Source organism: Chelativorans xinjiangensis (assembly GCF_009812055.1).
Taxonomy (GTDB): Bacteria; Pseudomonadota; Alphaproteobacteria; order Rhizobiales; family Rhizobiaceae; genus Chelativorans; species Chelativorans xinjiangense.
On record NZ_WQNH01000036.1, the window covers coordinates 1 to 22,982 of the forward strand.

General features: G+C 65.6%; 20 protein-coding genes, 1 tRNA gene and 1 riboswitch. Of the genes, 14 read left to right on the plus strand and 7 right to left on the minus strand.

The window, feature by feature from the left end; all coding sequences use genetic code 11:
* Positions 1 to 147 precede the first annotated feature (147 nt).
* A complete protein-coding gene (locus GM910_RS18990; protein WP_159590096.1) occupies positions 148 to 597 on the minus strand; it encodes a hypothetical protein in 450 nt (149 codons plus the stop codon).
* 133 nt (positions 598 to 730) lie between these two features.
* On the opposite strand from GM910_RS18990, the gene GM910_RS18995 reads away from it, so the two are divergent.
* Both GM910_RS18995 and GM910_RS19000 read left to right on the plus strand, forming a co-directional pair.
* Complete coding sequence (locus tag GM910_RS18995; RefSeq protein WP_159590098.1) at positions 731 to 1,078, plus strand: DUF952 domain-containing protein; 348 nt, start codon at positions 731 to 733, stop codon at positions 1,076 to 1,078.
* A complete protein-coding gene (locus GM910_RS19000; protein WP_159590100.1) occupies positions 1,075 to 2,166 on the plus strand; it encodes a quinone-dependent dihydroorotate dehydrogenase in 1,092 nt (363 codons plus the stop codon). Before GM910_RS18995 ends, GM910_RS19000 begins: the two co-directional genes overlap by 4 nt.
* A gap of 21 nt (positions 2,167 to 2,187) precedes the next feature.
* On the opposite strand, the gene GM910_RS19005 is transcribed toward GM910_RS19000, so the two are convergent.
* From GM910_RS19005 to GM910_RS19020, 4 genes are all read right to left on the minus strand, one after another.
* Positions 2,188 to 2,451, minus strand: coding sequence for a DUF6460 domain-containing protein (locus tag GM910_RS19005; protein ID WP_159590102.1), 264 nt, complete (start codon positions 2,449 to 2,451; stop codon positions 2,188 to 2,190).
* A gap of 76 nt (positions 2,452 to 2,527) precedes the next feature.
* Positions 2,528 to 5,614 carry an efflux RND transporter permease subunit gene (locus tag GM910_RS19010; RefSeq protein ID WP_159590104.1) on the minus strand — a complete coding sequence of 1,029 codons (3,087 nt, stop codon included), beginning with the start codon at positions 5,612 to 5,614 and terminating at the stop codon, positions 2,528 to 2,530.
* Entirely contained in the window at positions 5,611 to 6,783 is a 1,173-nt protein-coding gene (locus GM910_RS19015; RefSeq protein ID WP_159590106.1) for an efflux RND transporter periplasmic adaptor subunit, read from the minus strand. The genes GM910_RS19010 and GM910_RS19015 overlap by 4 nt, the downstream gene beginning before the upstream one ends.
* A 429-nt stretch (positions 6,784 to 7,212) precedes the next feature.
* Positions 7,213 to 7,287: transfer RNA gene (locus GM910_RS19020), tRNA-Gly, on the minus strand.
* 126 nt (positions 7,288 to 7,413) lie between these two features.
* Here GM910_RS19020 and GM910_RS19025 point away from each other — a divergent pair.
* On the plus strand, positions 7,414 to 8,211 hold the full coding sequence (locus GM910_RS19025) for an ion transporter (RefSeq protein WP_425482707.1): 798 nt from the start codon (positions 7,414 to 7,416) through the stop codon (positions 8,209 to 8,211).
* Between the two features lie 173 nt (positions 8,212 to 8,384).
* Here the strand turns inward: GM910_RS19025 and GM910_RS19030 are convergent, their stop codons facing one another.
* Positions 8,385 to 9,476 carry a 2'-deoxycytidine 5'-triphosphate deaminase gene (locus GM910_RS19030; RefSeq protein WP_159590110.1) on the minus strand — a complete coding sequence of 364 codons (1,092 nt, stop codon included), beginning with the start codon at positions 9,474 to 9,476 and terminating at the stop codon, positions 8,385 to 8,387.
* Between the two features lie 78 nt (positions 9,477 to 9,554).
* Positions 9,555 to 9,632, plus strand: a riboswitch (SAM riboswitch).
* 39 nt (positions 9,633 to 9,671) lie between these two features.
* Between GM910_RS19030 and GM910_RS19035 the strand changes: the two genes are divergently transcribed.
* The 5 genes from GM910_RS19035 to trmB all read left to right on the plus strand — a co-directional run bounded on the left by GM910_RS19035 (position 9,672) and on the right by trmB (position 15,442).
* Positions 9,672 to 10,859, plus strand: coding sequence for an O-succinylhomoserine sulfhydrylase (locus GM910_RS19035; protein ID WP_159590112.1), 1,188 nt, complete (start codon positions 9,672 to 9,674; stop codon positions 10,857 to 10,859).
* 263 nt (positions 10,860 to 11,122) lie between these two features.
* Complete coding sequence (gene lnt, locus GM910_RS19040) at positions 11,123 to 12,673, plus strand: apolipoprotein N-acyltransferase (RefSeq protein ID WP_159590114.1); 1,551 nt, start codon at positions 11,123 to 11,125, stop codon at positions 12,671 to 12,673.
* A 121-nt stretch (positions 12,674 to 12,794) separates the two neighbouring features.
* A complete protein-coding gene (locus GM910_RS19045) occupies positions 12,795 to 13,214 on the plus strand; it encodes a helix-turn-helix domain-containing protein (RefSeq protein WP_159590116.1) in 420 nt (139 codons plus the stop codon).
* A 172-nt stretch (positions 13,215 to 13,386) separates the two neighbouring features.
* The gene (gene metK, locus GM910_RS19050; protein ID WP_159590118.1) at positions 13,387 to 14,664 is read left to right on the plus strand and encodes a methionine adenosyltransferase; all 1,278 of its coding nucleotides are present in this window, start codon (positions 13,387 to 13,389) and stop codon (positions 14,662 to 14,664) included.
* A 79-nt stretch (positions 14,665 to 14,743) separates the two neighbouring features.
* On the plus strand, positions 14,744 to 15,442 hold the full coding sequence (gene trmB, locus GM910_RS19055; RefSeq protein ID WP_159590120.1) for a tRNA (guanine(46)-N(7))-methyltransferase TrmB: 699 nt from the start codon (positions 14,744 to 14,746) through the stop codon (positions 15,440 to 15,442).
* Between the two features lie 174 nt (positions 15,443 to 15,616).
* On the opposite strand, the gene GM910_RS26995 is transcribed toward trmB, so the two are convergent.
* Positions 15,617 to 15,781, minus strand: a complete 165-nt coding sequence (locus tag GM910_RS26995; RefSeq protein ID WP_201285550.1) for a hypothetical protein — start codon at positions 15,779 to 15,781, stop codon at positions 15,617 to 15,619.
* 241 nt (positions 15,782 to 16,022) lie between these two features.
* On the opposite strand from GM910_RS26995, the gene GM910_RS19060 reads away from it, so the two are divergent.
* From GM910_RS19060 to rbfA, 6 genes are all read left to right on the plus strand, one after another.
* A complete protein-coding gene (locus GM910_RS19060; RefSeq protein WP_159590122.1) occupies positions 16,023 to 16,427 on the plus strand; it encodes a lysozyme inhibitor LprI family protein in 405 nt (134 codons plus the stop codon).
* Positions 16,428 to 16,571: 144 nt separating this feature from the next.
* A complete protein-coding gene (gene rimP, locus GM910_RS19065; protein ID WP_159590124.1) occupies positions 16,572 to 17,162 on the plus strand; it encodes a ribosome maturation factor RimP in 591 nt (196 codons plus the stop codon).
* Between the two features lie 157 nt (positions 17,163 to 17,319).
* Positions 17,320 to 18,939, plus strand: a complete 1,620-nt coding sequence (gene nusA / locus GM910_RS19070; RefSeq protein WP_159590126.1) for a transcription termination factor NusA — start codon at positions 17,320 to 17,322, stop codon at positions 18,937 to 18,939.
* A gap of 38 nt (positions 18,940 to 18,977) precedes the next feature.
* A complete protein-coding gene (locus GM910_RS19075; RefSeq protein WP_159590128.1) occupies positions 18,978 to 19,613 on the plus strand; it encodes an RNA-binding protein in 636 nt (211 codons plus the stop codon).
* A complete protein-coding gene (gene infB / locus GM910_RS19080) occupies positions 19,610 to 22,162 on the plus strand; it encodes a translation initiation factor IF-2 (protein WP_159590130.1) in 2,553 nt (850 codons plus the stop codon). Before GM910_RS19075 ends, infB begins: the two co-directional genes overlap by 4 nt.
* Positions 22,163 to 22,557: 395 nt before the next feature.
* Entirely contained in the window at positions 22,558 to 22,965 is a 408-nt protein-coding gene (rbfA, locus tag GM910_RS19085; RefSeq protein ID WP_159590132.1) for a 30S ribosome-binding factor RbfA, read from the plus strand.
* Positions 22,966 to 22,982 lie beyond the last annotated feature (17 nt).

Genomic DNA, 22,982 nt, shown 5'->3' on the forward strand with positions numbered 1-22,982 from the left:
GAAACAGAGTAGAATCAATGTCATGCGCCGTGTCCAGAAAATTTAACCGGACACCAGTGGGCTTGACCCGAGGATCCATGCCTGAACATCGACGCACCACCAGCGGTCAAACACAAAGGCCGCTGGCAGAGTGCTGCAGGGCTGCCGTCAGGTGCGGTTAGGCGTGGCGGATCCTCCGCCCTCTTCCTGGTTTTTATCTTCCTCAAGCCCCTTCACGATATCTATGAAGCGGCGGAAGAAACGCTCCATCAGGCCGAGCGTCTGCTCGAACTCGTCCTCGGTTGGCAGCTTGGACGTCTCCTCGCCGGCGCGCTCTTCCAGAGCCTCGACACGCGCCTCGAGCGCGGAAAGCCTTTCGCGCAGGGTCTCCATCTCGGTTTCGTACGCCTCGCGCTCGTCGGCGGCGACGTTGCAGACAAGCTGGCCCGAGCGTTCGCGGCAGAGTGACATGGCGCCGGTTTGGGTATCCATGCGCATATACCCGCTTTCCGTCTTTTCCAGACGGAAACGCTCCGCTCCCTGCGCGTATGCCTGCGCACCGAGGCCAGCGGGGACCAGCAGAAGAAGCCCTGTTGCGGCGGCGACCGGAACTCGCATTGCTTTACTCCCAGAAGCTCGATTGCTTCTTTTCGCATAGGCGGCGAATGCGCCGCAAATAGGTTCGTGCAAAAGCGCCATCCGCGACCGCCTGTCCCTTTCACTCCGCCATCATTGGCATTATAGCGCCATCATGGCAAAGCTGATCTACAAGATCTGTCCCGCAGCGCTGTGGCGCCAGGCCGAGCGGGACGGCGTTTTCACCGGCGCGCCGATCGACCACGCCGACGGCTTCATCCACTTCTCCACCGAAGGCCAGCTGCGCGGGACGGCCGAAAAGCACTTTGCCGGGCAAGGCGATCTCGTGCTCGTCGCGGTGGATGAGGCCGTACTTGGCGAAGCGCTGAAATACGAGATTTCGCGCGGCGGGCAGCCTTTCCCGCATCTTTACGCGCCGCTGGCGCTTTCGGCCGTGCGCTGGGTCAGGCCGCTGCCGCTCGGGCATGACGGCCGGCACCGGTTTCCGCCGCTCGCCGCATGAAGCGCCTGCTTGACCTCGCCAGCCGGCCGCTGCTGTTCTCGCTCGATCCGGAGCGGGCGCACGGGCTTTCCATCGCGGCACTGAAGAGCGGCGTTCCCCTGTGCAGCCCGCCGCCGCCCTCCGACAGGCTTTCCCTCACGCTGGCGGGCCTCTCCTTCCCCAATCCGCTTGGCATGGCTGCCGGCTACGACAAGAATGCCGAGGTGCCGGACGCGCTCCTCAAGCTCGGCTTCGGCTTCGCCGAATGCGGGACCGTGACGCCGCGCCCGCAAGAGGGCAATCCGAAGCCGCGCATCTTCCGGCTCATCGAGGATCGTGCCGTCATCAACCGGCTCGGCTTCAACAACGAAGGCCATAAAAGCGCCCTTGCCCGGCTCGTCGCCCGCGCCCCCCGCGGCGGCATCGTCGGCGTCAATATCGGCGCCAACCGCGACAGCCCCGACCGCGTGGCGGACTACGAGGAGGGGGTGCGCGTCTTCGCCGGGGTGGCCTCCTACCTGACGGTCAACATCTCCTCGCCCAACACGGCCGGCCTGCGCGCGCTGCAGGGCCGCGAGCAGCTATCCGAACTCCTGGCCCGCGTCATGGCCGCGCGCGACAGCCGGAACACCGGCCTCGCGCCAAGCACGCCCGTGTTCCTGAAGATCGCGCCGGACCTTTCCGAGGAAGCGTTGGCCGACATCGCGGCGGAAGTGCTGGACAAGCGGGTGGACGGGCTCATCGTCTCCAACACGACGCTGTCGCGCGACGGCGTGACGGATATCGCCGCCAACGAGGCCGGCGGCCTTTCCGGCGCGCCGCTTTTCCCCCGCTCCACCATCGTGCTTGCCAAGATGCGCCGGCTCATCGGGCCGTGGCTGCCGATCATCGGCGTCGGCGGCGTTCATTCGGCGGAGACGGCGCTGGAGAAAATCCGCGCCGGCGCCGACCTCGTGCAGCTCTATACCGGGATGATCTACGAAGGCCCCGGCCTTGCCGCGCGCATCGTCCGGGACATGGATGCCTATGTGGAGGCCCAGGGTCTCGCTTCCATCGCCGAAATACGCGACAGCCACGCCGACGACTGGGCCGCGCGGCCCCTTGGCTGAACCGTCAGGCGCCCCCGGGCGCTACCGCCGATAGCTCAGAAGCCGCAGGATGAGAAACGCCGGCACGACGATCACCGCCCCGAGCACGATATAGCCGAGGAAATTGCCGAGCGCGGCAAAGCCCATGTTCCAGATGCGCAGCACCATGTCGTGCAGCGCATAGAAGATATCCCACGGCGACCAGTGGAATGCGCTCATGACGAAGCCGACGATGAGGGAGATCACCAGCAGTTTCACGATCACGCGCAGCGGGCTGTCGCCCAGGAATCTCGTCAATGCCGACACGGTTTCATCCTGTTCAAGACGTCGAATGCCGGCCATGCACATATGGATTGCGCGTGGCCGGCGCAAGCACGGCAGTCTAATCCGGCAAGACCGGCATCAGCTCGGGATCCGGTTTCTCCGCGTGTTCCGGCAGGTCCTTGCCCGAAAGGAACGTGTAGAACATCGGCACCACGAAGAGGGTGAACATCGTTCCGACCAGGATGCCCGTGAAGATCACGAGACCGATGGAGAAGCGCGCCGCCGCGCCGGCGCCCGAGGCGATGATCAGCGGCACCACGCCCAGCGACATGGCGCCCGTCGTCATCAGGATCGGCCTGAGCCGCACGCGCGCCGAGGCGACGATCGCGTCGCGCCGTCGCATCCCGTGCCGCTCGCGCTGCTGGTTGGCGAACTCGACAAGCAGGATGCCGTGCTTGGTGATCAGCCCGATAAGCGTGATCAGCCCCACCTGCGTGTAGATGTTGAGCGTGCCCAGGCCGAGATTCAGCGGGATGATCGCGCCGAAGATCGACAGCGGCACCGACATCAGGATGATGAACGGATCGCGGAAACTCTCGAACTGTGCGGCAAGCACGAGATAGATCACCACCACCGCCAGCACGAAGGCGATCAGGATCGTGTTGCCCTGCTCCCTCTCGAGCCGCGACTGCCCGGAATAGTCGATGAAGAAACCGGCCGGCAGGTTCCGCCTGGCGATGTCCTCGATCGTCTGCAGGCCCGTGCCGGTGGTCACGCCGGGGCGTGGAAGGGCGGAGATCGTCGCCGCGTTCAACTGGTTGAACTGCTCGATGGAGGCCGGTGACGCATTGGTGGAGATGTTCACCACCGCCGAAAGCGGCACCATCTCGCCGGTCACGCTGCGCACGAAGAGGTTGCCCAGCCGCTCCGGATTGTTCCGGAATTCCTGCGGCACCTGCATGATGATGTCGTAGCTTTGCGAATCGCGGTCGAACTGCGCGATGGAGCCGCCGCCGACGAGCAGGCTCAAGGTTCTGGCGACGTCGCGGATCGGCAGGTTCAAGGCCGCCGCTCGGTTACGGTCGATGGAGACCGTCGCCTGCGGCGCATCGAAGGCAAGCGAGTTCTGCACGACGATGAAGCGGCCGGAAGCCTCCGCTTCCTGCTTGATGGTCTCGGCCACCTCATAGACCTGGCTCGGGTCGCCGATGGCCTGGATCACCAGCGATATCGGCAGCCCGCCGCCGGTACCCGGCAGCGTCGGCGGCGCGAAGACAAACGCCTCGACGCCGGTGGTCTTGGAGATGCGGGCCTGGATGTCCTGCTGGATCTCGGCCTGCGAGCGGTCGCGGTCGGCCCAGTCCTTGAAGGCCCAGACGGCGAAGGCCTGGTCGGTGCCGCCGCCGAAGGCGACGGCCGAGAAGCTGGCCCTCAGTTCCGGCAGGTCCGCGGTTGCACCCATCATCTCGTCGACGTAGCGGGAAGTGTACTCGGACGTCGCGTAGCGCGGCGCGGTGATCAGCGAGAAAAGCGCACCCTGGTCCTCTTCCGGCGCAAGCTCGCTGGAGGTCTTGAGGAACATGAAGCCCGTCACCGCCACCAGCGCCACGACGATCATCAGCGTCACCGGCCGGTATTTCAGGGAGCCTGCGACCAGTCGTTCGTAGCGGTTCTCGACACGCTCGAAGGTCCGGTCGACGAAGGCCTGGAAGCGGCTGGGCTGGCCGGGCCGCAGGATGCGCGCCGCCATCATCGGCGTGATGGTAAGCGCCACGATACCAGAGATGATGACGGAGCCGGCGAGCGTCACCGCGAATTCGCGGAAGAGCGCACCGGTCAGCCCGCCAGTGAAGGCGAGCGGCGCGAAGACGGCCGCAAGCGTGATCGTCATCGCGACGACGGCGGAGGAGATCTCGCGCATGCCGTTGAACGCCGCCTGGATGGCCGACATCCCTTCCTCCTCCATGTGGCGGTGGATGTTCTCCACCACGACGATGGCATCGTCGACCACCAGACCGATGGCCAGCACCATGGCGAGCAGCGACAGGAGGTTGATCGAGTAGCCGAAGGCGAAAAGGACGAAGCACACGCCGATCAGCGACAGCGGAATGGTGACGATCGGCATCAGCACCGAGCGGAACGAACCGAGGAAGAGCAGGATGACGAGGATGACGATCGCCACCGCCTCGCCGATGGTCTTGAACACCTCCTCGATGGAGGCGCCGATCTGCTCCGTCGCGTCGTAGACCATGGTGATGGTCATGCCTTCCGGCAGGGTCTCCTGGATGGTCGGCAGCTCGTCGATGACGGCGCCGGCCGTATCGAGCGGGTTGGCCGCCGGCGTCGGGAAGATGCCGATGAAGGTGCCGGGCTCGCCGTTGAAGTTGACGATGGTATCGGTGCTCTCGGCGGCAAGCTCGACACGCGCCACGTCGCGCAATCTCACCACCCCGCCGCCGCCGTCCGACTTCAAAGGCATGGCGCCGAACGCATCCGGAGACTGCAGCGTCGACTGGACGGTGATGGAATAGGCGACGTCCTTGTTCTCGGTCTTGCCCGGCGAGGAGAGGAAGTTGGAGGCGTTGATGGCGTCGAGCACCTCGCTCGCCGTCATGCCGCGCGAGGCAAGCTTCACCGGGTCGATCCACACGCGCATCGAATAGTTGGCAGCGCCCAGGATCTGCACCTCGGCCACGCCCTGGATCGTCGACACGCGCGGCCGGATGACGCGCTCGATATACTCGGTAAGCTGCTCGGCCGTCATGTTCGGGTTCTGCATCGCCAGATACATGATGGCGAACTGCTCGCCCGTGCCCTTGACGATGACCGGGTCCTCGGCGTCCTCCGGCAATTCGCCGCGCACGCCCTGGACCTTGGACATCACCTCGGTGAGCGCGATATCGGGATTGGAGCCGAGCTGCATCTGCACTGTCACGGTGCTGCTCGAGGGGCGGCTCTGGGAGGTCACGTAGTCGATGTTTTCGGTGGTCGAGACGGCACGGGCGATCGGCGCGCTGATGAAGCCCTGGATCAGGTCCGCGCTGGCGCCCGGATAGGTCGTGGTGATGGTGACCACGGTCTCCTCGACCTCCGGATACTGCCGTACCTGCAGATTGATGAGGCTCTGGAGACCGAGAAGAAGGATCAGCGCGCCCAGGACCGTGGACAGGACCGGGCGCCGGATGAAGATATCGGAGAAATTCATTTTCCGGCCGCCTCCGCGCTGTCCTGGGCCGTGGCGTCTCCACCGTCGCCATTGCCGTCGGCGACGGTAACCGGCGTCCCGTTGCTCAGCCTGTTCTGCCCCGCCGTCACCACCTGATCGCCGGCTGAAAGGCCGTCCACGATCTCGACCATCTCGCCGTTGCGGCGGCCGGTCTTCACGAACACCTGCCTGACGACGAGCGAGGGCTGGTCGGCCCCGTCCTCGCCATCCTCGCCGTCTTCACCATCCTGGCCGTTCTCGGCCGGCCGCACCACATAGGTGTAGTCGCCGTAAAGGCTCGTCACCACCGCCGTCTGCGGCAGCGCCAGCACGTCGCTTTCCTGCGGCAGGTCGACCTTCACCTCCGCGAACTGCCCAGGCACCAGCCCGCCGTCGGGATTGGCCACCTCGGCCCGCACATTGGCCAGGCGGGAACTGGGGTCGATTTTGGGATCGATGCCGCGAATGGTGCCGGTATAGGACAGGTTCTGCTCGTCGGAGCCGAGCCGCACGGGCTGCCCGATCTTCAACAGCCCGAACTCCTGTTCGGGCACCGTGAAGTCGACGCGCATCGTGTCGATGTCCTGCAGGGTGGCGACGGTCGTTCCCGGCGTGATGTACTGGCCGAGCACCACCCGCGGGATACCGGCAACGCCGGCGAAGGGGGCCTTGAGCTGCTTCTGGTCGAGGGCTGCTTGCGCCTTCTCGACCTCGGCGGCCGAGGCATCCGCAGAGGCCCGCGACGACTCCACGTTCACCTCCGTGCCGACCTGGCGGCGCTGCAGTTCGAGCGCGCGCTGCAGATTGGTCTGGTCCAGCCTGGCCTGGGCCTGTGCGGCGGCAAGGTCGGCACGCTGTGTGGCGTCGTCGAGCTGCACCAGAACGTCGTCCTTCTCGACACGATCGTTGGCCTGAAAGCGGATCTCGCCGACGATCCCCGCCACCTCGACCGTGAGGTCGACGCCGTTGATGGCGCTCACCGTGCCGATCGCCTCGATAGAGGGGGTCCAATCGATGGGTTCCAGGGTGACGGTCGACACCGAGACGGAAGGCACCGGCATGTTGGCGAAGAAGTCCTGGATCGCCCTGTCGCGGAACAGGTTGAAGCCGACCAGGCCGCCGACAACGATAACAAGAAGTACGAATGCGATGAGAAAGCGCTTGATCATGCGGAAAGCCCTTTAATGGACGCTGCCCGCCAAGCCCCGGCGCCCCCCATGCAGCAAACAGGAGGGGAAGTATACGTTCTAGTCTGCTTAATCAAGCAGGCCGGTTTAATACCAGCGGCCTATGTTTGACTGCTGGTAGCGCATCGATGTTCAGGCATGGATCCTCGGGTCAAGCCCCAGGATGGCGATGGCAGGGGCGTTGCGCCAATCCCCAGCGCCGGAGGTTTGCGGAGACATCCCCACTTCGTCATCCTCGGGCTTGACCCGAGGATCCATGCCTGAACCGCTCCAATAGACAAACGATCAAAGCTAAGGGCCGTTGGTATAAGAAGCCCATCAGCGCCGAGAGCCAAGCCCTGGCCGGGGGCGTTTTCCTTGCAGGGAAGGGAAACGGGGCAGGGCGCGCCGGCGTCTAAACCGTTGAAACCGTGGAGCGGGCGATGGGGATCGAACCCACGACATCAAGCTTGGGAAGCTTGCGTTCTACCACTGAACTACACCCGCTTGCGCGCCCATTAAATCGCCATGCCGATGCGGGCTGTCAAGCGGCTTTTCGCGGAGGGGCAATTGCCCCGGCTTGACGCAAGGCCGCCGCCGTACCACTTCTGCGGCGTTCTTCATCAACCGACGATGCCGCCCGTGAACGCGCTCAAGCAAATCATCGAGTCCCGCCGCTTCGAGGCGGCCATCACCATTCTCATTATCCTCAACGCGATCACGTTGGGGCTGGAGACCTCGCAGCGTGCGGCCGAGGCGGCGGGCCCGCTCCTGCTGGCCGTCGATCGCCTCATCCTCGGTATCTTCGTCGTCGAACTCATGGCAAAGCTCGCCATCTACCGCCTGCGCTTCTTCCGCGATCCCTGGCGCATATTCGACCTCGCCGTGGTCGCGATCGCACTGGTGCCGGCGACGGGCAATCTGTCGGTGCTGCGTGCGCTGCGCATCCTGCGGGTGCTGCGGCTGGTCAGCTTCGTGCCGTCGCTCAAGCGGGTGGTCGGTGGGCTCATCGCCGCGCTGCCGGGCATGGGCTCGATCATGCTGCTCCTGTCCCTCGTCTACTACGTGTTCTCCGTCATGGCGACGAAGCTCTTCGGCGCGGAATTCCCGGACTGGTTCGGCTCCATCGGTGCCTCGGCCTACTCCCTGTTCCAGATCATGACGCTGGAGAACTGGTCCATGGGCATCGTGCGGCCGGTCATGGAGGTCTTCCCCTGGGCGTGGCTGTTCTTCATCCCCTTCATCGTCTCGACCACCTTCACGGTGCTCAACCTGTTCATCGGCATCATCGTCTCGGCCATGCAGGCCGAGCACGAGGCGGAAGCCACCGCCGAGCGCAACGCGCTGCAGCACGAGCAGGAGGCGATCCTGACCGAGATCAGGGCGCTCCGGGAAGAGGTGCGGGCGCTGCGCGGGGCGACGCAGCCTTAACGTCGTCATCCCGGAAAGCCGAAGGCTTGTCCGGGATCCATTCCGTGACTCATCCACGTTCCGGCCCGCTTCGCCGGAGCTTCAGCGAGGCGAGAATGGGTCCCGGACAACCTCCGCTTCGCTGCAGTTTCCGGGATGACGGCGGTGGGTTGGTCCCCACCCGGGTTCTTGTGCTACCCCGCCCGAAAATGCTTCGACAGCTTGAGCGCCTGGCCCTGGTAGTTCGACTTCAGGTCGGTGCCGTAGAGCGTCTTCGGCAGCGCGCTCATCTTTTCATAGACCAACCGCCCGACGATCTGCCCGTGCTCCAGGATGAACGGCACCTCGTGGCTGCGCACCTCGAGCACGGCGCGGCTGCCCGTGCCGCCGGCGGCTGAGTGGCCGAAACCGGGATCGAAGAAGCCGGCGTAGTGCACGCGGAACTCCCCCACCAGCGGGTCGAAGGGCGTCATCTCGGCGGCATAGGCCGGCGGCACGTGCACCGCCTCGCGCGAGACGAGGATGTAGAACTCGTCCGGGTCGAGCACGAGGTCCGGCGAGCCGTGATTGTAGAGCGGCTCCCAGAATTCCGGCACGTCGTAGGCGGCCTTGCGGTCGACATCGACCAGCCCCGTGTGGTGCTTGGCGCGGTAGCCGATAAGATCGCCGGGTCCGCCGCCGAGATCGATGGAAAGCGCGATGCCGCCGCCGGAGATGTTGGGCGTCTCGGAAGCCACCAGCGTCTCGCGCTCGTGCAGCCTCGCAAGATCGGCTTCGGTGAGCAGCGCGTTGCCGCGGCGGAAGCGTATCTGCGAAAGCCGCGAGCCGGGCCGCGCGACGATGGGGAAGGTGCGCGGGCTCACCTCCAGGTAAAGCGGGCCCGCATAGCCGGCGGCGATCTTGTCGAACTCGTGGCCGTTGTCTGTCAGCACGCGGGTGAAGATGTCGAGGCGGCCGGTGGAGCTCTTCGGGTTGGCGGAGGCCGAAACGTCCTTCGGCAGGGCAAGGTTTTCCATCAGGGGCACGATGTAGACGCACCCCACCTCCAGAACGGCCCCTTCCTCGAGGCGGAACTCGTGCAGTTTCAGCCGCTCCAGCTTCCCCGCCACCGAATGGCCGGGGCCGGGCAGGAAGCTGGCACGCACGCGGTAGGCGACGTCGCCCAGCCTGAGGTCGAGGCTCGCCGGCTGGATCTGGTCGGGATCGAGCGGGCGCTGTGCTGCGAGCGCGCCGTCGTCGAACAGCGCGGCGATCTCAATGTCCGGCAAAATACCCGCAGTGGCCATCGATCCTCCGTTGGAAGGCTGATCCGGGACGTTTAGCGCCCCTTGCGATTGACGCAAGGCGTTCCCGCGTCTAAAGAGATTTTATCCCGTGGTGATTTGGCCGGTCGGCTTGCAGCCACGTTAAACAAGTCGCTAAAAGGCCGTGCTCGTTGCTCGACCGGCTTTCGCGGCCGGTTTTTTTGTTGAGCAGGGACGATGACAGATAAATCCGACGACTGGAAGCCGCAGACCGCCCTCGTGCATGGGGGCACGTTGCGTTCGCAATTCGGCGAGACCTCCGAGGCGATCTACCTCACACAGGGCTTTCTCTATGAAAGCGCAGAGGCCGCCGAAGCCCGCTTCAAGGGCGAGGAGCCGGGTTTCATCTACTCGCGCTATGCCAATCCCACCGTCGATATGTTCGAGAAGCGCATGTGCGCGCTCGAAGGCGCGGAGGATGCGCGCGCGACGGCTTCCGGCATGGCCGCGGTCTCCGCCGCGCTTTTATGTTCGCTCAAGGCGGGCGACCACGTGGTCGCCGCCCGCGCCCTCTTCGGCTCCTGCCGCTGGGTGGTGGAGACCCTGATGCCGCGCTACGGCATCGAGACGACGCTGGTCGACGGCGCCTCGCTGGAGGCCTGGGAAGCCGCCGTGCGCCCCAACACGAAACTCTTCTTCCTCGAAAGCCCCACCAACCCGACGCTCGAAGTCTGCGACATCGCCGCCATCGCCAGGCTGGCGAACGGCATCGGCGCCCGCCTCGTCGTCGACAACGTCTTCGCCACGCCACTCCTGCAGAAGCCGCTGGAGCTTGGCGCGCATGTGGTCGTCTATTCGGCCACCAAGCACATCGACGGCCAGGGCCGCTGCCTCGGCGGGGTCATCCTCTCCGATAAGGCATGGATCGACGAGCACCTGCACGACTATTTCCGCCACACGGGACCCAGCCTCTCGCCCTTCAACGCCTGGACGCTCCTGAAGGGCCTGGAGACGCTGCCCTTGCGCGTGCGCCAGCAGATGGAGAACGCCGCCCGCGCCGCCGACTACCTGGCCGAGCACCCGAAGGTTGCCCGCGTCGTCTATCCCGGCCGCAAGGACCACCCGCAGGCCGATCTCGTGGCGCGCCAGATGAAGGGCGGCTCGACATTGGTCTGCGTCGACCTCAAGGGCGGCAAGGAAGCCGCCTTCGCCTTCGAGAATGCGCTTCGCATCATCGGCATCTCCAACAACCTCGGCGACGCCAAGAGCCTCGTCACCCACCCGGCGACGACGACCCACAAGAACCTCGACGACGACGCCCGCGCCCAGGCCGGCATCGGCCCCGGAACCCTGCGCCTCTCGCTCGGACTGGAGGACGCCGAGGACCTGATCAAGGATATCGACCGGGCGCTGCAGCGGGCATAGCTGCATCTCCCCGGGCCCCCCGCACGCGCGTCATCCCGGAAAGCCGAAGGCTTGTCCGGGACCCATTCCGTGACTCGTCCACATTCCGGAATGGGTCCCGGCTCGCGGTCGCTTTGCTCCCTTGGCCGGGATGATGCGGAGGCCGAGGTGCACAACGGGCCGGAGAGCAAATCAACGGCCCCAACAGCAAAAGCACCCACGATTGGAAGCCGCCCCGCCTGCTGGTAAGTCTATCTTCCCGATTCGTGTTGGCGGATACCTCGATGAAGCGCCTTGCCGGTGGAGTGATCCTGTCGTGGGGGTGGCGGCGCCGGCTCGTCGCTCTCCTCGCCGGCGCTATGGCGTCGCTGGCGCTGGCACCGGTCGACTTTCAGGCCGCCTGCTTCCTCGCCTTTCCCGTCCTCGTCTGGCTGCTGGACGGCGCCGTCGGCACGGGCGGCCGCCTCAGGCAGCTTCTGCCGGCCTTCACCACCGGGTGGTGGTTCGGCTTCGGCTATTTCCTGGCCGGCATGTGGTGGGTCGGCGCCGGATTCGCCGGTGCGAATGCCGGCCTCGCCTGGGCGCTCCCCTTCGCCGTTCTCGGCCTGCCGGCGCTGCTGGCGCTGTTCTACGGCTTCGCCACCCTTCTCGCCCGCCTCCTGTGGAGCGACGGGCTCGGCCGCATCGCCGCGCTGGCCTTCGGCTTCGGCGTCGCCGAATGGCTTCGCACCATCCTCCTTTCAGGCTTCGCGTGGAATGCCATCGGCTACGCGGCGATGCCGGTGCCGCCTCTCATGCAGGCCGCCGAGGTCGTCGGCGTCTTCGGCATCAGTGCGCTTGCCGTGTTCGTCTTCTCCGCCCCCGCCCTTCTGGCGACCGGGCGCCACGCCCACGCCGGGCTTGCCCTCGCCGCCCTCTTGGCAGCAGCAGTCGTCGGCTACGGCTATCTGCGGCTCGCCATGCTCCCGCCGGACGAGCCGCTGCTGCAGGTCCGCATCGTCCAGATCGCGGGCGAGCCGGGCGCGCCGTTCGAGGCGGCTTTCGATTCCTATCTGAAGCTTTCAAGCGCCCCCGGCACGGACGACGCTCCCGCCCCCCGCCTCATCCTGTGGCCCGAGATGGCCGTTCCCTTCGTGCTGGCCGAGCGGCCGGACCTGCTCGACGCGCTGGGGCAGGCCGTCAATGAAGAGCAGGTGCTGCTCGTCGGCGCCATGCGCGAGGAATCCGGCGCCGGCACGCGGCGCCTCTACGACTCCATTGTCGCCGTCGACGCAAGCGGCGAGATCGCCGACGCCGCCGACAAGATGCATCTCCTGCCCTTTGCCGACTACCTTCCCTTCGCCCGCCTGTTGTCCATGGCCGGGATCGAAAGGCCGTTACCGGCAACCGACTACGCCGCCGGCACCAGGCGCCGGCTATTGCCGGTCGCCGATGGGATAAGGGCGCTGCCCCTCATCGGCAGCGAGGCCGCCATTCCCGATATCGCGGCGCGCCAGGCGGGCGAGGCCGCCATCATCGTCAATCCAGCCGCTTATGCCGGCTATGCCGGCACGTCCGCCCCCTATCAGCATCTGCGGCAGGCCCAGCTTCGCGCCGTCGAGGCCGGTCTGCCGCTGCTTGCCGCGACGGCCGGCGGCATCTCGGCGGCCATCGATTCGAGTGGCCGGATCATCGATGCCCTCGCCCCGCGCGCCCATGGCGCATTGAACGTGAACGTGCCGGCGCCAAGAGTAAAATTCCTAAATACTGGGCATATCCGGGTGCGCGGGCTGACATTTGTCACGTTTTTTGGCATTCTCTCACTGCTGTTAAGCATACGCGGTCGCTTGAATTGACATTGGGGGTAAGCGCTCCACATATGCGCAGGTAGTCGTTGTACGCGTTTGCAACCGGGGGGCCATCCCGCAGGTGAGGCGCGAGTTCGTTGGCTGTGTTCGAGCCGATGCCGAGGGATATATGAATAACAACAAAAAGAAGCCGAATCCGATTGATGTCCATGTTGGAGGCAGGATCAGACTTCGCCGGAACATGCTGGGCATCAGCCAGGAAAAGCTGGGGGAGAGCCTCGGCATCACATTCCAGCAGATCCAGAAATACGAGAAGGGCACCAATCGCGTCGGCGCCAGCCGCCTTCAGGCCATCGCCTCCATCTTGAGCGCGCCGATCTCCTTCTTCTTCGAAGGCGCTCCGGGCGAGGACGGCGCTCCGGCATCAGGCCTTGCCGAGGAAGGGTCCGCTTTCGTCACGGACTTCCTCAACAGCTCCGAAGGCATCCAGCTCAACCGCGCCTTCGTGAAGATCACCGACCCGAAAGTGCGGCGCAAGGTGCTCGACCTGGTAAAGGCCCTCGCAGCCGAGACTACCCAAAGCGACTGATCCGGTCGTGCGTCCTAAAAGACGTACGGCCCCGTAGGGCGATATCTAAACGGTGTATTGCTTTGCAGCACGCCCAAATCCATAATTTCTTGACCAATTCAATGGTGATTGGCTAACAAGGTGCCGCCAAACGCCGGCGGGGAGCCGGCCTTTTTTCTCAGAGGGGTTACCCGTGGCGCGCAAAAACTATCTCTTCACAAGTGAGTCCGTCTCCGAAGGCCATCCCGACAAGGTCTGCGACCGCATCTCGGACGAGATCGTCGACCTGGTCTATCGCGAGGCGAAGAAGGAAGGCATGGACCCGTGGAAGGTCCGGGTGGCCTGCGAGACGCTGGCGACCACCAACCGCGTGATCATCGCCGGCGAGGTCCGCGTGCCGGAGAGCCTCCTGAAACGCGACAAGGCCGGCGGCATCGTGATGGACAAGAGCGGCAACCCGGCCGTCAACCCCTCGAAGTTCCGCTCCGCCGCGCGCCGCGCCATCCGCGCCATCGGCTATGAGCAGGACGGCTTCCATTGGAAGACGGTGAAGATCGACGTGCTCCTGCACGGCCAGTCGCCGGACATCGGCCAGGGCGTCGATAGCGCCGCCGACCGGCAGGGCGAGGAAGGGGCCGGCGACCAGGGCATCATGTTTGGCTACGCCTGCCGCGAGACGCCGGATCTCATGCCGGCGCCGATCTATTACGCCCACCGCATCCTCCAGCTCCTGGCCGACGCCCGCAAGGCAGGCGAGGGCGACGCCGCCAAGCTCGGCCCCGACGCCAAGAGCCAGGTGACCGTGCGCTATGTCGACGGCAAGCCGGTGGCGGCCACGGAGATCGTCCTTTCCACCCAGCACCTCGATGCGACCTGGGATTCGAGGAAGGTGCGCGAGGTGGTCGAGCCCTATATCCGCGAGGCGCTTTCGGCCGGCGGGTTGGCCATCGACGACGATTGCAACTGGTACATCAACCCGACCGGCAAGTTCGTCATCGGCGGGCCGGACGGCGATGCCGGCCTGACCGGCCGCAAGATCATCGTCGACACCTATGGCGGTGCGGCCGCCCACGGCGGCGGTGCCTTCTCCGGCAAGGACACGACCAAGGTCGACCGTTCGGCGGCTTACGCCGCGCGCTACCTGGCGAAGAACGTGGTGGCCGCCGGCCTTGCCGACCGCTGCGCCATCCAGCTTTCCTACGCCATCGGCGTCGCCCAGCCGCTTTCGGTCTATGTGGACCTCTACGGCACCGGCCGCGTCAGCGAGGAAGAGGTGGAGCTTGCCATCCGCCAGGTCATGGACCTGTCGCCCTCCGGCATCCGCCGCCATCTCGATCTCAACCGGCCGATCTACGCCAAGACCGCGGCCTACGGCCATTTCGGCCGCAAGCCCGGGCGCGACGGCTCCTTCTCCTGGGAGCGGATGGACCTGGTGAAGGCGCTGAAACAGGCGCTGGCGGCGGCTGCGTGAGTGGAGTAGGAGATTGACGGCTTAGGCGAGCGGTGCCGTTCGCAGTCATCATGGAACGCGGCGGAACAGCACCAAACCGATGACAGCCGACCATCCCGAACGCTCGACGGAAGCCTTCTTCGGCCGCCGTCGGGGAAAACGCCTGCGCCCGCAGCAGGAGGCTGCGCTTCACGCGCTCCTGCCGCGCCTCAGGCTCGATCTCGGTTCCCCGGCGGCGGCGGACATCCGCACGCTCTTCACGCGCCCCGTCACCGGCGTGCGGCTGGAGATCGGCTTTGGCGGGGGCGAGCATCTGCTGGCCGAGATAGAGCGCCATCCGGATATGGGCTTCATCGGCGCGGAGCCCTTCGTGAATGGCATGGCCAAGCTGCTTTCGGCGCTTGAGGGAAGGGCGCCGGAGAACCTGAGGGTCTACGACGACGATGCCACCGCACTTCTGGACTGGCTGCCGGCGGCTTCCCTGTCGGGCATCGACCTTCTCTACCCCGACCCGTGGCCGAAGAAGAAGCACTGGAAGCGGCGCTTCGTCGGCCCCGTCAATCTCGACCGTTTCGCCCGCGTTATGAAACGGGGCGCAGCCTTCCGCTTCGCCTCCGATATCGATACCTATGTGAACTGGACGCTGCTTCATTGCCGCGCCCACCCCGCCTTCGCCTGGAAGGCGCAAAGCGCCGAAGACTGGCGCCGGCCCTACGAAGGATGGCCGGGCACCCGCTACGAGGCGAAAGCCATGCGTGAGGGGCGGACGCCGGCCTATCTCACCTTCGTCCGGGTGTAGCTTCTGTTCTTTATAGCCAGATGAGATTAGGTCGGGTCATCCACCGCGCGTCATCCCGGAAGCCGGAGCGAAGCGGAGGCTGTCCGGGACCCATTCCGGAACGTCGATGTCACGGAATGGATCCCGGACAAGCCTTCGGCTTTCCGGGATGACTCGGGTTGAATTCATCCCGCTTTAGCGGCGGTTGATCTGGCGGAACTGCTCGGGGTCGATGCCAAGGCGCGCGAGGTCGGCGGGGTGTGCGGGCCGGCGGTCGCGCACAGCGGCGGAAACCGCCATCGCGCTGTTCACGGTGTCGAAGAATTCGCCAATTCCGGTCATGAAACGTCGGGCACGCATCTTGCTCTCCAATGATTGTGCATTGCAGCAAAGATAGGTGCCTGGCTGCCCCGGAAGTAGCGCTATTTCGGCAGTCCTGCCATGCATTTGTGCGGCGCGACATGAGGCCCAGGGCGGCCGTGGCGATGAATCTCCACGCTTCACGATTGTTGCGGGTCTCTCCACAGGCTGGCAAGCTGCCGCCGCAACGAGCCACCGTTGCGTGGTGAAACAGATGGATCCTGCCGCAGGAGTTGGAGAGATGACGCGCATCGCATGGTATTCCGCCACACTGACCGTTGCCCTGGCCCTGGCAGCCGGCAAGGCCGCCTCCGACGAACTCTACGACCAGTGCATTGACCGGTCGGACGGCACCAATACCGCATGGGGTGAGTGCGGGAGCGACTGGGTAAAGCGCGAGGACGACAAGCTGAACGCGACCTGGAAAAAGGTGTTCGCGCAGACGGATGGCCAGACAAGGACCGACCTTTTGGCGGAGCAGCGGCTGTGGATCGCCTACAAGGAAGGGGCCTGTAAGTTCTACGCCAACGGTGACTGGGGCCGCGAAGGGCAGGTGCTCGAATATGCCGCCTGCCAGGCGGGCGTCATCGCCGCGCGGACGAAGGACCTCGAAGGCTACGAGGCATTCTTCGATTCGGACGGCTAGCAAACCGCACGGCCGCGCTTGAAACCGCCTCCCATGTGAGCTATATGCAATGCAAATTCTTGGTCTCTAAGGCGAAGAGTGGGTCCGGCCGGTCCCGCTCTTTTTTGTTAGCTGCGGGACCGCATAGGAGGCGTGAAACACCGGATGCAGGACGACCGCATCATCCGCGAGAACGGCGTAGAGGCACGCGTGGCCGGTATCGTCATGCCCGTTCTCGATGCGCTGGGCTATAGGCTCGTGCGGGTCAAGCTTTCGGCGCAGGACGGGCTGACGCTGCAGATCATGGCGGAGCGGCCGGACGGTTCGATGACGGTCGAGGATTGCGAGGAGGCGAGCCGCGCCATCTCGCCGGCGCTCGATGTCGAAGATCCGATCGACAGCGCCTATCAACTGGAGATATCCTCGCCCGGTATCGACCGCCCGTTGGTGCGCCGCACCGATTTCGAGGCTGCGGTCGGCCATCTGGCGAAGATCGAGACCTCGGTGATGGTTGGCGGGCGCAAGCGCTTTCGCGGCCAGATCGTCGCCTGCACGGACGGTGCGGTGACCATCGAACGCGACAAGACGGCCGAGGGCGAGGAGCCGCTGGTGGAGATCCCGCTGGAGGCCGTCGACGAGGCAAAGCTTGTGCTGACGGACGCGCTCGTCCGCGAGGCGCTCAAGAAGGACAAGGAAGAACGGCGGCAGCGCAAGAAGGCGCGTCGCAGCGGCGATAACGCCGAAACCGAGGAATAGAGCAATTCCAGGAAAAGTGGAAACCGATTTTCCGTCCGGGATTGCGACAAAACAAGGAGTTAGACCAGTTCATCGATTCAATGAAAACGATGAACTGGTCTAGAAGCAGATCGTACGGCCGGCGGCCGAGCGCCGCCCATCCCCAGGGGAGACCAAAATGGCAGTCAGTGCAAACAGGCTGGAGCTCTTGCAGATCGCCGACGCGGTCGCGCGCGAGAAATCCATCGACAAGGAAATCGTGATCGCGGCGATGGCCGATGCGATCCAGAAGGCGGCGCGCTCGCGCTACGGCCAGGAGACCAACATCCGCGCCGACATCAACCCGCAGACCGGCGAGATGAAGCTGCAGCGGCTGATGGAAGTGGTCGAGGAGGTCGAGGAGCCGGCACGCGAAATCCCCCTTTCCCTGGCGCGCGGGCGCAATCCCGACGCCCAGGTGGGCGATTTCATCGCCGAGCAGCTTCCGCCCATGGATTTCGGCCGCATCGCCGCCCAGTCCGCGAAGCAGGTGATCGTGCAGAAGGTGCGCGAGGCCGAGCGCGACCGCCAGTACGACGAGTACAAGGACCGCATCGGCGAGATCGTCAACGGTACGGTCAAACGCGTCGAATACGGCAACGTGATCGTCGATCTCGGCCGCGGCGAGGCCATCATCCGCCGCGACGAATTGATCCCGCGCGAGATCTTCAAATATGGCGATCGCGTGCGTGCCTATGTCTACGACGTCAGGCGCGAGCAGCGCGGCCCGCAGATCTTCCTGTCGCGCACGCACCCGCAGTTCATGGCCAAGCTCTTCACCATGGAAGTGCCGGAGATCTATGACGGCATCATCGAGATCAGGTCGGTGGCCCGCGACCCGGGCAGCCGCGCCAAGATCGCCGTCATCAGCCACGATTCCTCGATCGACCCCGTCGGCGCCTGCGTCGGCATGCGCGGTTCCCGCGTGCAGGCGGTCGTCGGCGAGCTTCAGGGCGAGAAGATCGACATCATCCCCTGGAACGACAACGCCGCGAGCTTCATCGTCAACGCGCTGCAACCGGCGGAAGTCGCCAAGGTGGTGCTCGATGAGGATGCCGAGCGTATCGAGGTGGTCGTCCCCGACGATCAGCTCTCGCTCGCCATCGGCCGGCGCGGCCAGAACGTGCGGCTTGCCTCGCAGCTCACCGGCTGGGACATCGACATCCTGACCGAGGAGGAGGAGTCGAGCCGCCGCCAGAAGGAGTTCACCGAGCGCTCGACGCTCTTCATGGACGCCCTCAACGTCGACGAGATGGTCGGCCAGGTGCTGGCCTCGGAAGGCTTCACCAGCGTCGAGGAGCTGGCCTATGTCGAAGCTGACGAGATCGCCTCCATCGACGGCTTCGACGAGGACACGGCGGCCGAGATCCAGGCCCGCGCGCGCGAATATCTGGAGCGCATCGAGGCCGAGAACGACGCCAGGCGCAAGGAGCTGGGCGTGGCCGACGAGTTGCGCGAGATCCCCGGCATCACCACCCCGATGATGGTGGCGCTGGGCGAGAGCGAGGACGGCGTGAAGACCGTCGAGGATTTTGCCGGCTACGCCGCGGACGATCTCGTCGGCTGGCGCGAGCGCAAGGATGGCGAGACCAAGGTCTTTCCCGGCGTTTTCTCCAATTTCGACGTCTCGCGCGCCGAGGCGGAGCAGATGATCGTCGCCGCCCGGCTGAAGGCGGGCTGGATCACCGAGGAGGATCTGCGCGCCGGCGAAGAGGCGCCCGAGGAAGAGGAAGAAGCCAGCGAGCCGGCGGAAAGCTGAAATGTCCGGTTGCGTGAAGACAGGTCTTGTGGAACGCGATGAACGACCGCACATGTATCGTGACGCGCCAGGCGCGACAACCGGAAGAACTCATCCGGTTCGTCGCCGGTCCGGACGGCGCGGTCGTGCCCGACCTGAAGCGCAATCTGCCGGGGCGCGGCTGCTGGGTCGGCGCTGAGAAAGGCCTCGTCGAGAAGGCAGCGGCGAAGAACCTGTTCTCCCGGGCCCTGAAAGCGCCGGTGACGGTGCCCCCGGATTTGGCCGAAATGGTCGATTCGTTGCTCGCGGCATCCGCTTTGGGCGCGCTCGGCCTTGCGCGCAAGGCCGGAGCCGTGGCATTGGGGGCAACCAAAGTGGAAATGGCGGTGCGTGGCGGCGGGGCTGCCGCGGTGCTGCATGCGGCGGAGGCGTCGGAAGACGGCATCCGCAAGATCATGGCCGCAAGGAAGGCGGTGGCCCATGCCGGAGGCAGGCAAATGCCGGCATTCAAGCTCTTTTCGGAAGCCGAAATGAGTTTGGCATTAGGGGCGACAAATGTGATACATGCTGCCGTGCTCGACCAGGGGCCGGGCGAGGCAGCGCTGAAACGCGTGAAAACGCTCGCCGTTTTTCGGGGTGTTGCCCCGGAAATTCCGGCGTCGGGTGCGGCAGGCGCCGCAGAGGATATGGAATGACTGATACGAAGACCGGTGACGACAAGACGCTGAGCGTCAACACGAAGAAGACGCTGACGCTGAAACGGCCCGGCATGGAGCAGGGCACGGTGCGCCAGAACTTTTCGCATGGGCGCACGAAAGCTGTCGTGGTCGAAACCAAGAAGCGGAAATTCGCGCGGCCGGACGAACAGGCGCCGCCGCCGGTAGCGCCCGTTCAGGCGAAGCCCGCCCCCGCGCCTGCTCCGGCGGCGCCCGCCCGTGAAGCGCCGCGCCCGCAGCAGCCTTCGGGCGGCCGCTCCGGCGTCGTCCTGAACGACCTCTCCACCCAGGAGATGGAAGCCCGCCGCAGGGCCCTGCAGGATTCCAAGGTGCGCGAGACCGAGGAGCGCGCGCGTGCGGCCGAGGAGGCCAAGCGCCGTGCCGAGGAAGAAGAGCGCCGGCGCATCGAGCGTGAGGAATCCGCCCGCCGTCAGGCGGAAGAGGAAGAGCGTCTGAAGGCGGAAGCTGAAGCGCGCAAGCGCGCCGAGGAAGAGGCGCGCCGCCGCGCGCCGGCGGAAGCCGCACCCCAGGTGGTGGAGGAAGAGGAGCCGGTTCGCCCCGGTGCCGGCGCCAAGCGTGGCGCGCCCAAACCTGAAACCCCGGCCCCCCGCCCGGTCAAGCCGCGTGCCGAGGAACAGCGCCGCCGCGGCAAGCTGACGCTCAACTCCGCGCTTTCGGACGAGGAGACGCGCGCGCGCTCCCTCTCCTCGATGCGTCGCCGGCAGGAGAAGTTCAAGCGCACCCAGCAGCAGGAGCCGCGCGAGAAGATCGCCCGCGAAGTGGTGCTGCCCGAGACCATCACCATCCAGGAGCTCGCCGGTCGCATGGCCGAGCGCGCCGTGGACGTGGTCAAGTACTTCATGAAGCAGGGCCAGATCATGAAGCCCGGCGACGTGATCGACGCCGACACGGCGGAGCTGGTGGCCGAGGAGTTCGGCCACACGGTGAAGCGCGTGGCCGAATCCGACGTCGAGGAAGGCCTGTTCAACATCGAGGACAAGCCGGAGGACATGGTGTCGCGGCCGCCGGTGGTCACCATCATGGGCCACGTCGACCACGGCAAGACGTCGCTGCTCGACGCCATCCGCAAGGCCAATGTCGTCTCCGGCGAGGCCGGCGGCATCACCCAGCACATCGGCGCTTATCAGGTGGAGCAGGGCGGCCAGACGATCACCTTCATCGACACGCCGGGCCACGCCGCCTTCACCGCCATGCGCGCCCGCGGCGCCCAGGCCACCGACATCGCCGTGCTGGTGGTGGCGGCCGACGACAGCGTGATGCCGCAGACGATCGAATCCATCAACCACGCCAAGGCGGCGGGTGTGCCGATCATCGTGGCGATCAACAAGATCGACAAGCCGGACGCCGACGCGCAGAAGGTGCGCACGGAGCTTCTGCAGCACGAGGTGTTCGTGGAATCCATGGGCGGCGAGGTGCTCGATGTCGAGGTCTCGGCGATCAAGCAGATCAACCTCGACAAGCTTCTCGAGGCGATCCTGCTGCAGGCCGAACTCCTGGAGATGAAGGCCAATCCCAACCGCACGGCGGAAGGCGTCGTCATCGAGGCCAAGCTCGACCGCGGCCGCGGTTCCGTCGCCACGGTGCTGGTGCAGGCCGGCACGCTCCGCCCAGGCGACATCGTCGTTGCCGGCAACGAGTGGGGCCGCGTGCGCGCGCTGGTCAACGAGCGCGGCGAGCAGTTGAAGGAGGCGCCGCCTTCGACGCCGGTCGAGATTCTCGGCCTCCAGGGCACGCCGCAGGCTGGCGACCGCCTCGCCGTCGTCGATACGGAAGGCCGGGCGCGCGAGATCTCCGAATACCGCCAGCGCCTGGCGCGCGAGAAGGCGGTGGCCCGCCAGGCCGGCCAGCGCGGCTCGCTTGAGCAGATGATGTCGCAGTTGCAGACGAGCGGGCTCCAGGAGTTCCCGCTCATCATCAAGGGCGACGTGCAGGGCTCCATCGAGGCCATCGTCAACGCGCTGGACAAGCTCGGCACCGACGAGGTGCGCGCCAACATCGTCCATTCGGGCGCCGGCGCCATCACCGAGAGCGACGTGTCGCTGGCCGAGACGTCCGAGGCCGCCATCATCGGCTTCAACGTGCGTGCCAACAAGCAGGCGCGCGACGCCGCCGAGCAGGCGGGCATCGAGATCCGCTACTACAACATCATCTACGACCTCGTGGATGACATCAAAGCGGCCATGTCCGGCCTGCTCTCGCCCGAGCGCCGCGAGACCTTCCTCGGCAATGCCGAGATCCTCGAGGTCTTCAACATCACCAAGGTCGGCAAGGTCGCGGGCTGCCGTGTCACGGAAGGCAAGGTCGAGCGTGGTGCCGGCGTCCGCCTCATCCGCGACAACGTGGTCATCCATGAGGGCAAGCTGAAGACGCTGAAGCGCTTCAAGGACGAGGTGGCCGAGGTGCCGGGCGGCCAGGAGTGCGGCATGGCCTTCGAGAACTACGAGGACATCCGCGTCGGCGACGTCATCGAGGCCTACCGCGTCGAGATGGTGACGCGGACGCTGTAAGGGCTGCCTAAAGCCTTCACCCTCGGCAAGCCCGCCTTACCGCAAGCTTCGGCGCAAACGGATAGGCGCAAGCATCAGCCCTCATGGTGAGCTTGTCGAACCACGAGGGCGGGATGCAGCGAGCATCATGCGCGAGCGGGATGGACCACTCCCACCCCGCCGTCATCCCGGAAGCCGAAGCGATAGCGGAGGCTGTCCGGGACCCATTCTCGCCTCGCTAAAGCTCCGGCGAAGCGGGCCGGAACGTCGATGTCACGGAATGGATCCCGGCCCTCACTGCGTTCGGCCGGGATGACGGCGAGGGGTCGACTCAACCCAAGCGCATCTTGCGCTAGATATATTTCAAAGTTGCCGGACCGGTTTCCGGCGCAGTCTGTTTGAAGAGACGTTGACCCATGCCTTCCTCAGCCCCATCCCAGCGCCAGCTTCGTGTCGGCGAGCAGGCGCGCCATGCGCTGGCCGAGATCCTGCAGCGCGGCGACGTGCGCGACCCCGAGGTCGAGGGCGCCGTCATCTCGGTCGCCGAAGTGCGCATGTCGCCGGATTTGAAGATCGCCACCGCCTTCGTCTCGCCGCTCGGCGTGGAGGACAAGGAGAAGGTGGTGGCGGCGCTCAACCGCAATGCGCGCTTCATCCGCGGCCGCGCCGCGCCGGCGCTCAGGCAGATGAAATACATGCCGGAATTCCGCTTCCGCCTGGACACCAGCTTCGACAATTTCGAGAAGATCGACAAGCTTTTGAAATCGCCCGAAGTGGCACGGGACCTGGACAATGAAGACCAAGACGAAGATGACGAACGCTGACTGTCTGCGCATGAGGG

What these genes read in the sequence shown, in the direction of transcription:
- GM910_RS18990 (WP_159590096.1), bottom strand. Translation starts at nt 597, where the DNA reads ATGCGAGTTCCGGTCGCCGCCGCAACAGGGCTTCTTCTGCTGGTCCCC.
- rimP (WP_159590124.1), top strand. Translation starts at nt 16,572, where the DNA reads ATGCAGGACGACCGCATCATCCGCGAGAACGGCGTAGAGGCACGCGTG.
- GM910_RS19000 (WP_159590100.1), top strand. Translation starts at nt 1,075, where the DNA reads ATGAAGCGCCTGCTTGACCTCGCCAGCCGGCCGCTGCTGTTCTCGCTC.
- GM910_RS19035 (WP_159590112.1), top strand. Translation starts at nt 9,672, where the DNA reads ATGACAGATAAATCCGACGACTGGAAGCCGCAGACCGCCCTCGTGCAT.
- lnt (WP_159590114.1), top strand. Translation starts at nt 11,123, where the DNA reads ATGAAGCGCCTTGCCGGTGGAGTGATCCTGTCGTGGGGGTGGCGGCGC.
- GM910_RS18995 (WP_159590098.1), top strand. Translation starts at nt 731, where the DNA reads ATGGCAAAGCTGATCTACAAGATCTGTCCCGCAGCGCTGTGGCGCCAG.
- GM910_RS19075 (WP_159590128.1), top strand. Translation starts at nt 18,978, where the DNA reads ATGAACGACCGCACATGTATCGTGACGCGCCAGGCGCGACAACCGGAA.
- GM910_RS19045 (WP_159590116.1), top strand. Translation starts at nt 12,795, where the DNA reads ATGAATAACAACAAAAAGAAGCCGAATCCGATTGATGTCCATGTTGGA.
- nusA (WP_159590126.1), top strand. Translation starts at nt 17,320, where the DNA reads ATGGCAGTCAGTGCAAACAGGCTGGAGCTCTTGCAGATCGCCGACGCG.
- GM910_RS19025 (WP_425482707.1), top strand. Translation starts at nt 7,414, where the DNA reads ATGCCGCCCGTGAACGCGCTCAAGCAAATCATCGAGTCCCGCCGCTTC.
- GM910_RS26995 (WP_201285550.1), bottom strand. Translation starts at nt 15,781, where the DNA reads ATGCGTGCCCGACGTTTCATGACCGGAATTGGCGAATTCTTCGACACC.
- GM910_RS19015 (WP_159590106.1), bottom strand. Translation starts at nt 6,783, where the DNA reads ATGATCAAGCGCTTTCTCATCGCATTCGTACTTCTTGTTATCGTTGTC.
- infB (WP_159590130.1), top strand. Translation starts at nt 19,610, where the DNA reads ATGACTGATACGAAGACCGGTGACGACAAGACGCTGAGCGTCAACACG.
- GM910_RS19030 (WP_159590110.1), bottom strand. Translation starts at nt 9,476, where the DNA reads ATGGCCACTGCGGGTATTTTGCCGGACATTGAGATCGCCGCGCTGTTC.
- trmB (WP_159590120.1), top strand. Translation starts at nt 14,744, where the DNA reads ATGACAGCCGACCATCCCGAACGCTCGACGGAAGCCTTCTTCGGCCGC.
- GM910_RS19010 (WP_159590104.1), bottom strand. Translation starts at nt 5,614, where the DNA reads ATGAATTTCTCCGATATCTTCATCCGGCGCCCGGTCCTGTCCACGGTC.
- GM910_RS19060 (WP_159590122.1), top strand. Translation starts at nt 16,023, where the DNA reads ATGACGCGCATCGCATGGTATTCCGCCACACTGACCGTTGCCCTGGCC.
- rbfA (WP_159590132.1), top strand. Translation starts at nt 22,558, where the DNA reads ATGCCTTCCTCAGCCCCATCCCAGCGCCAGCTTCGTGTCGGCGAGCAG.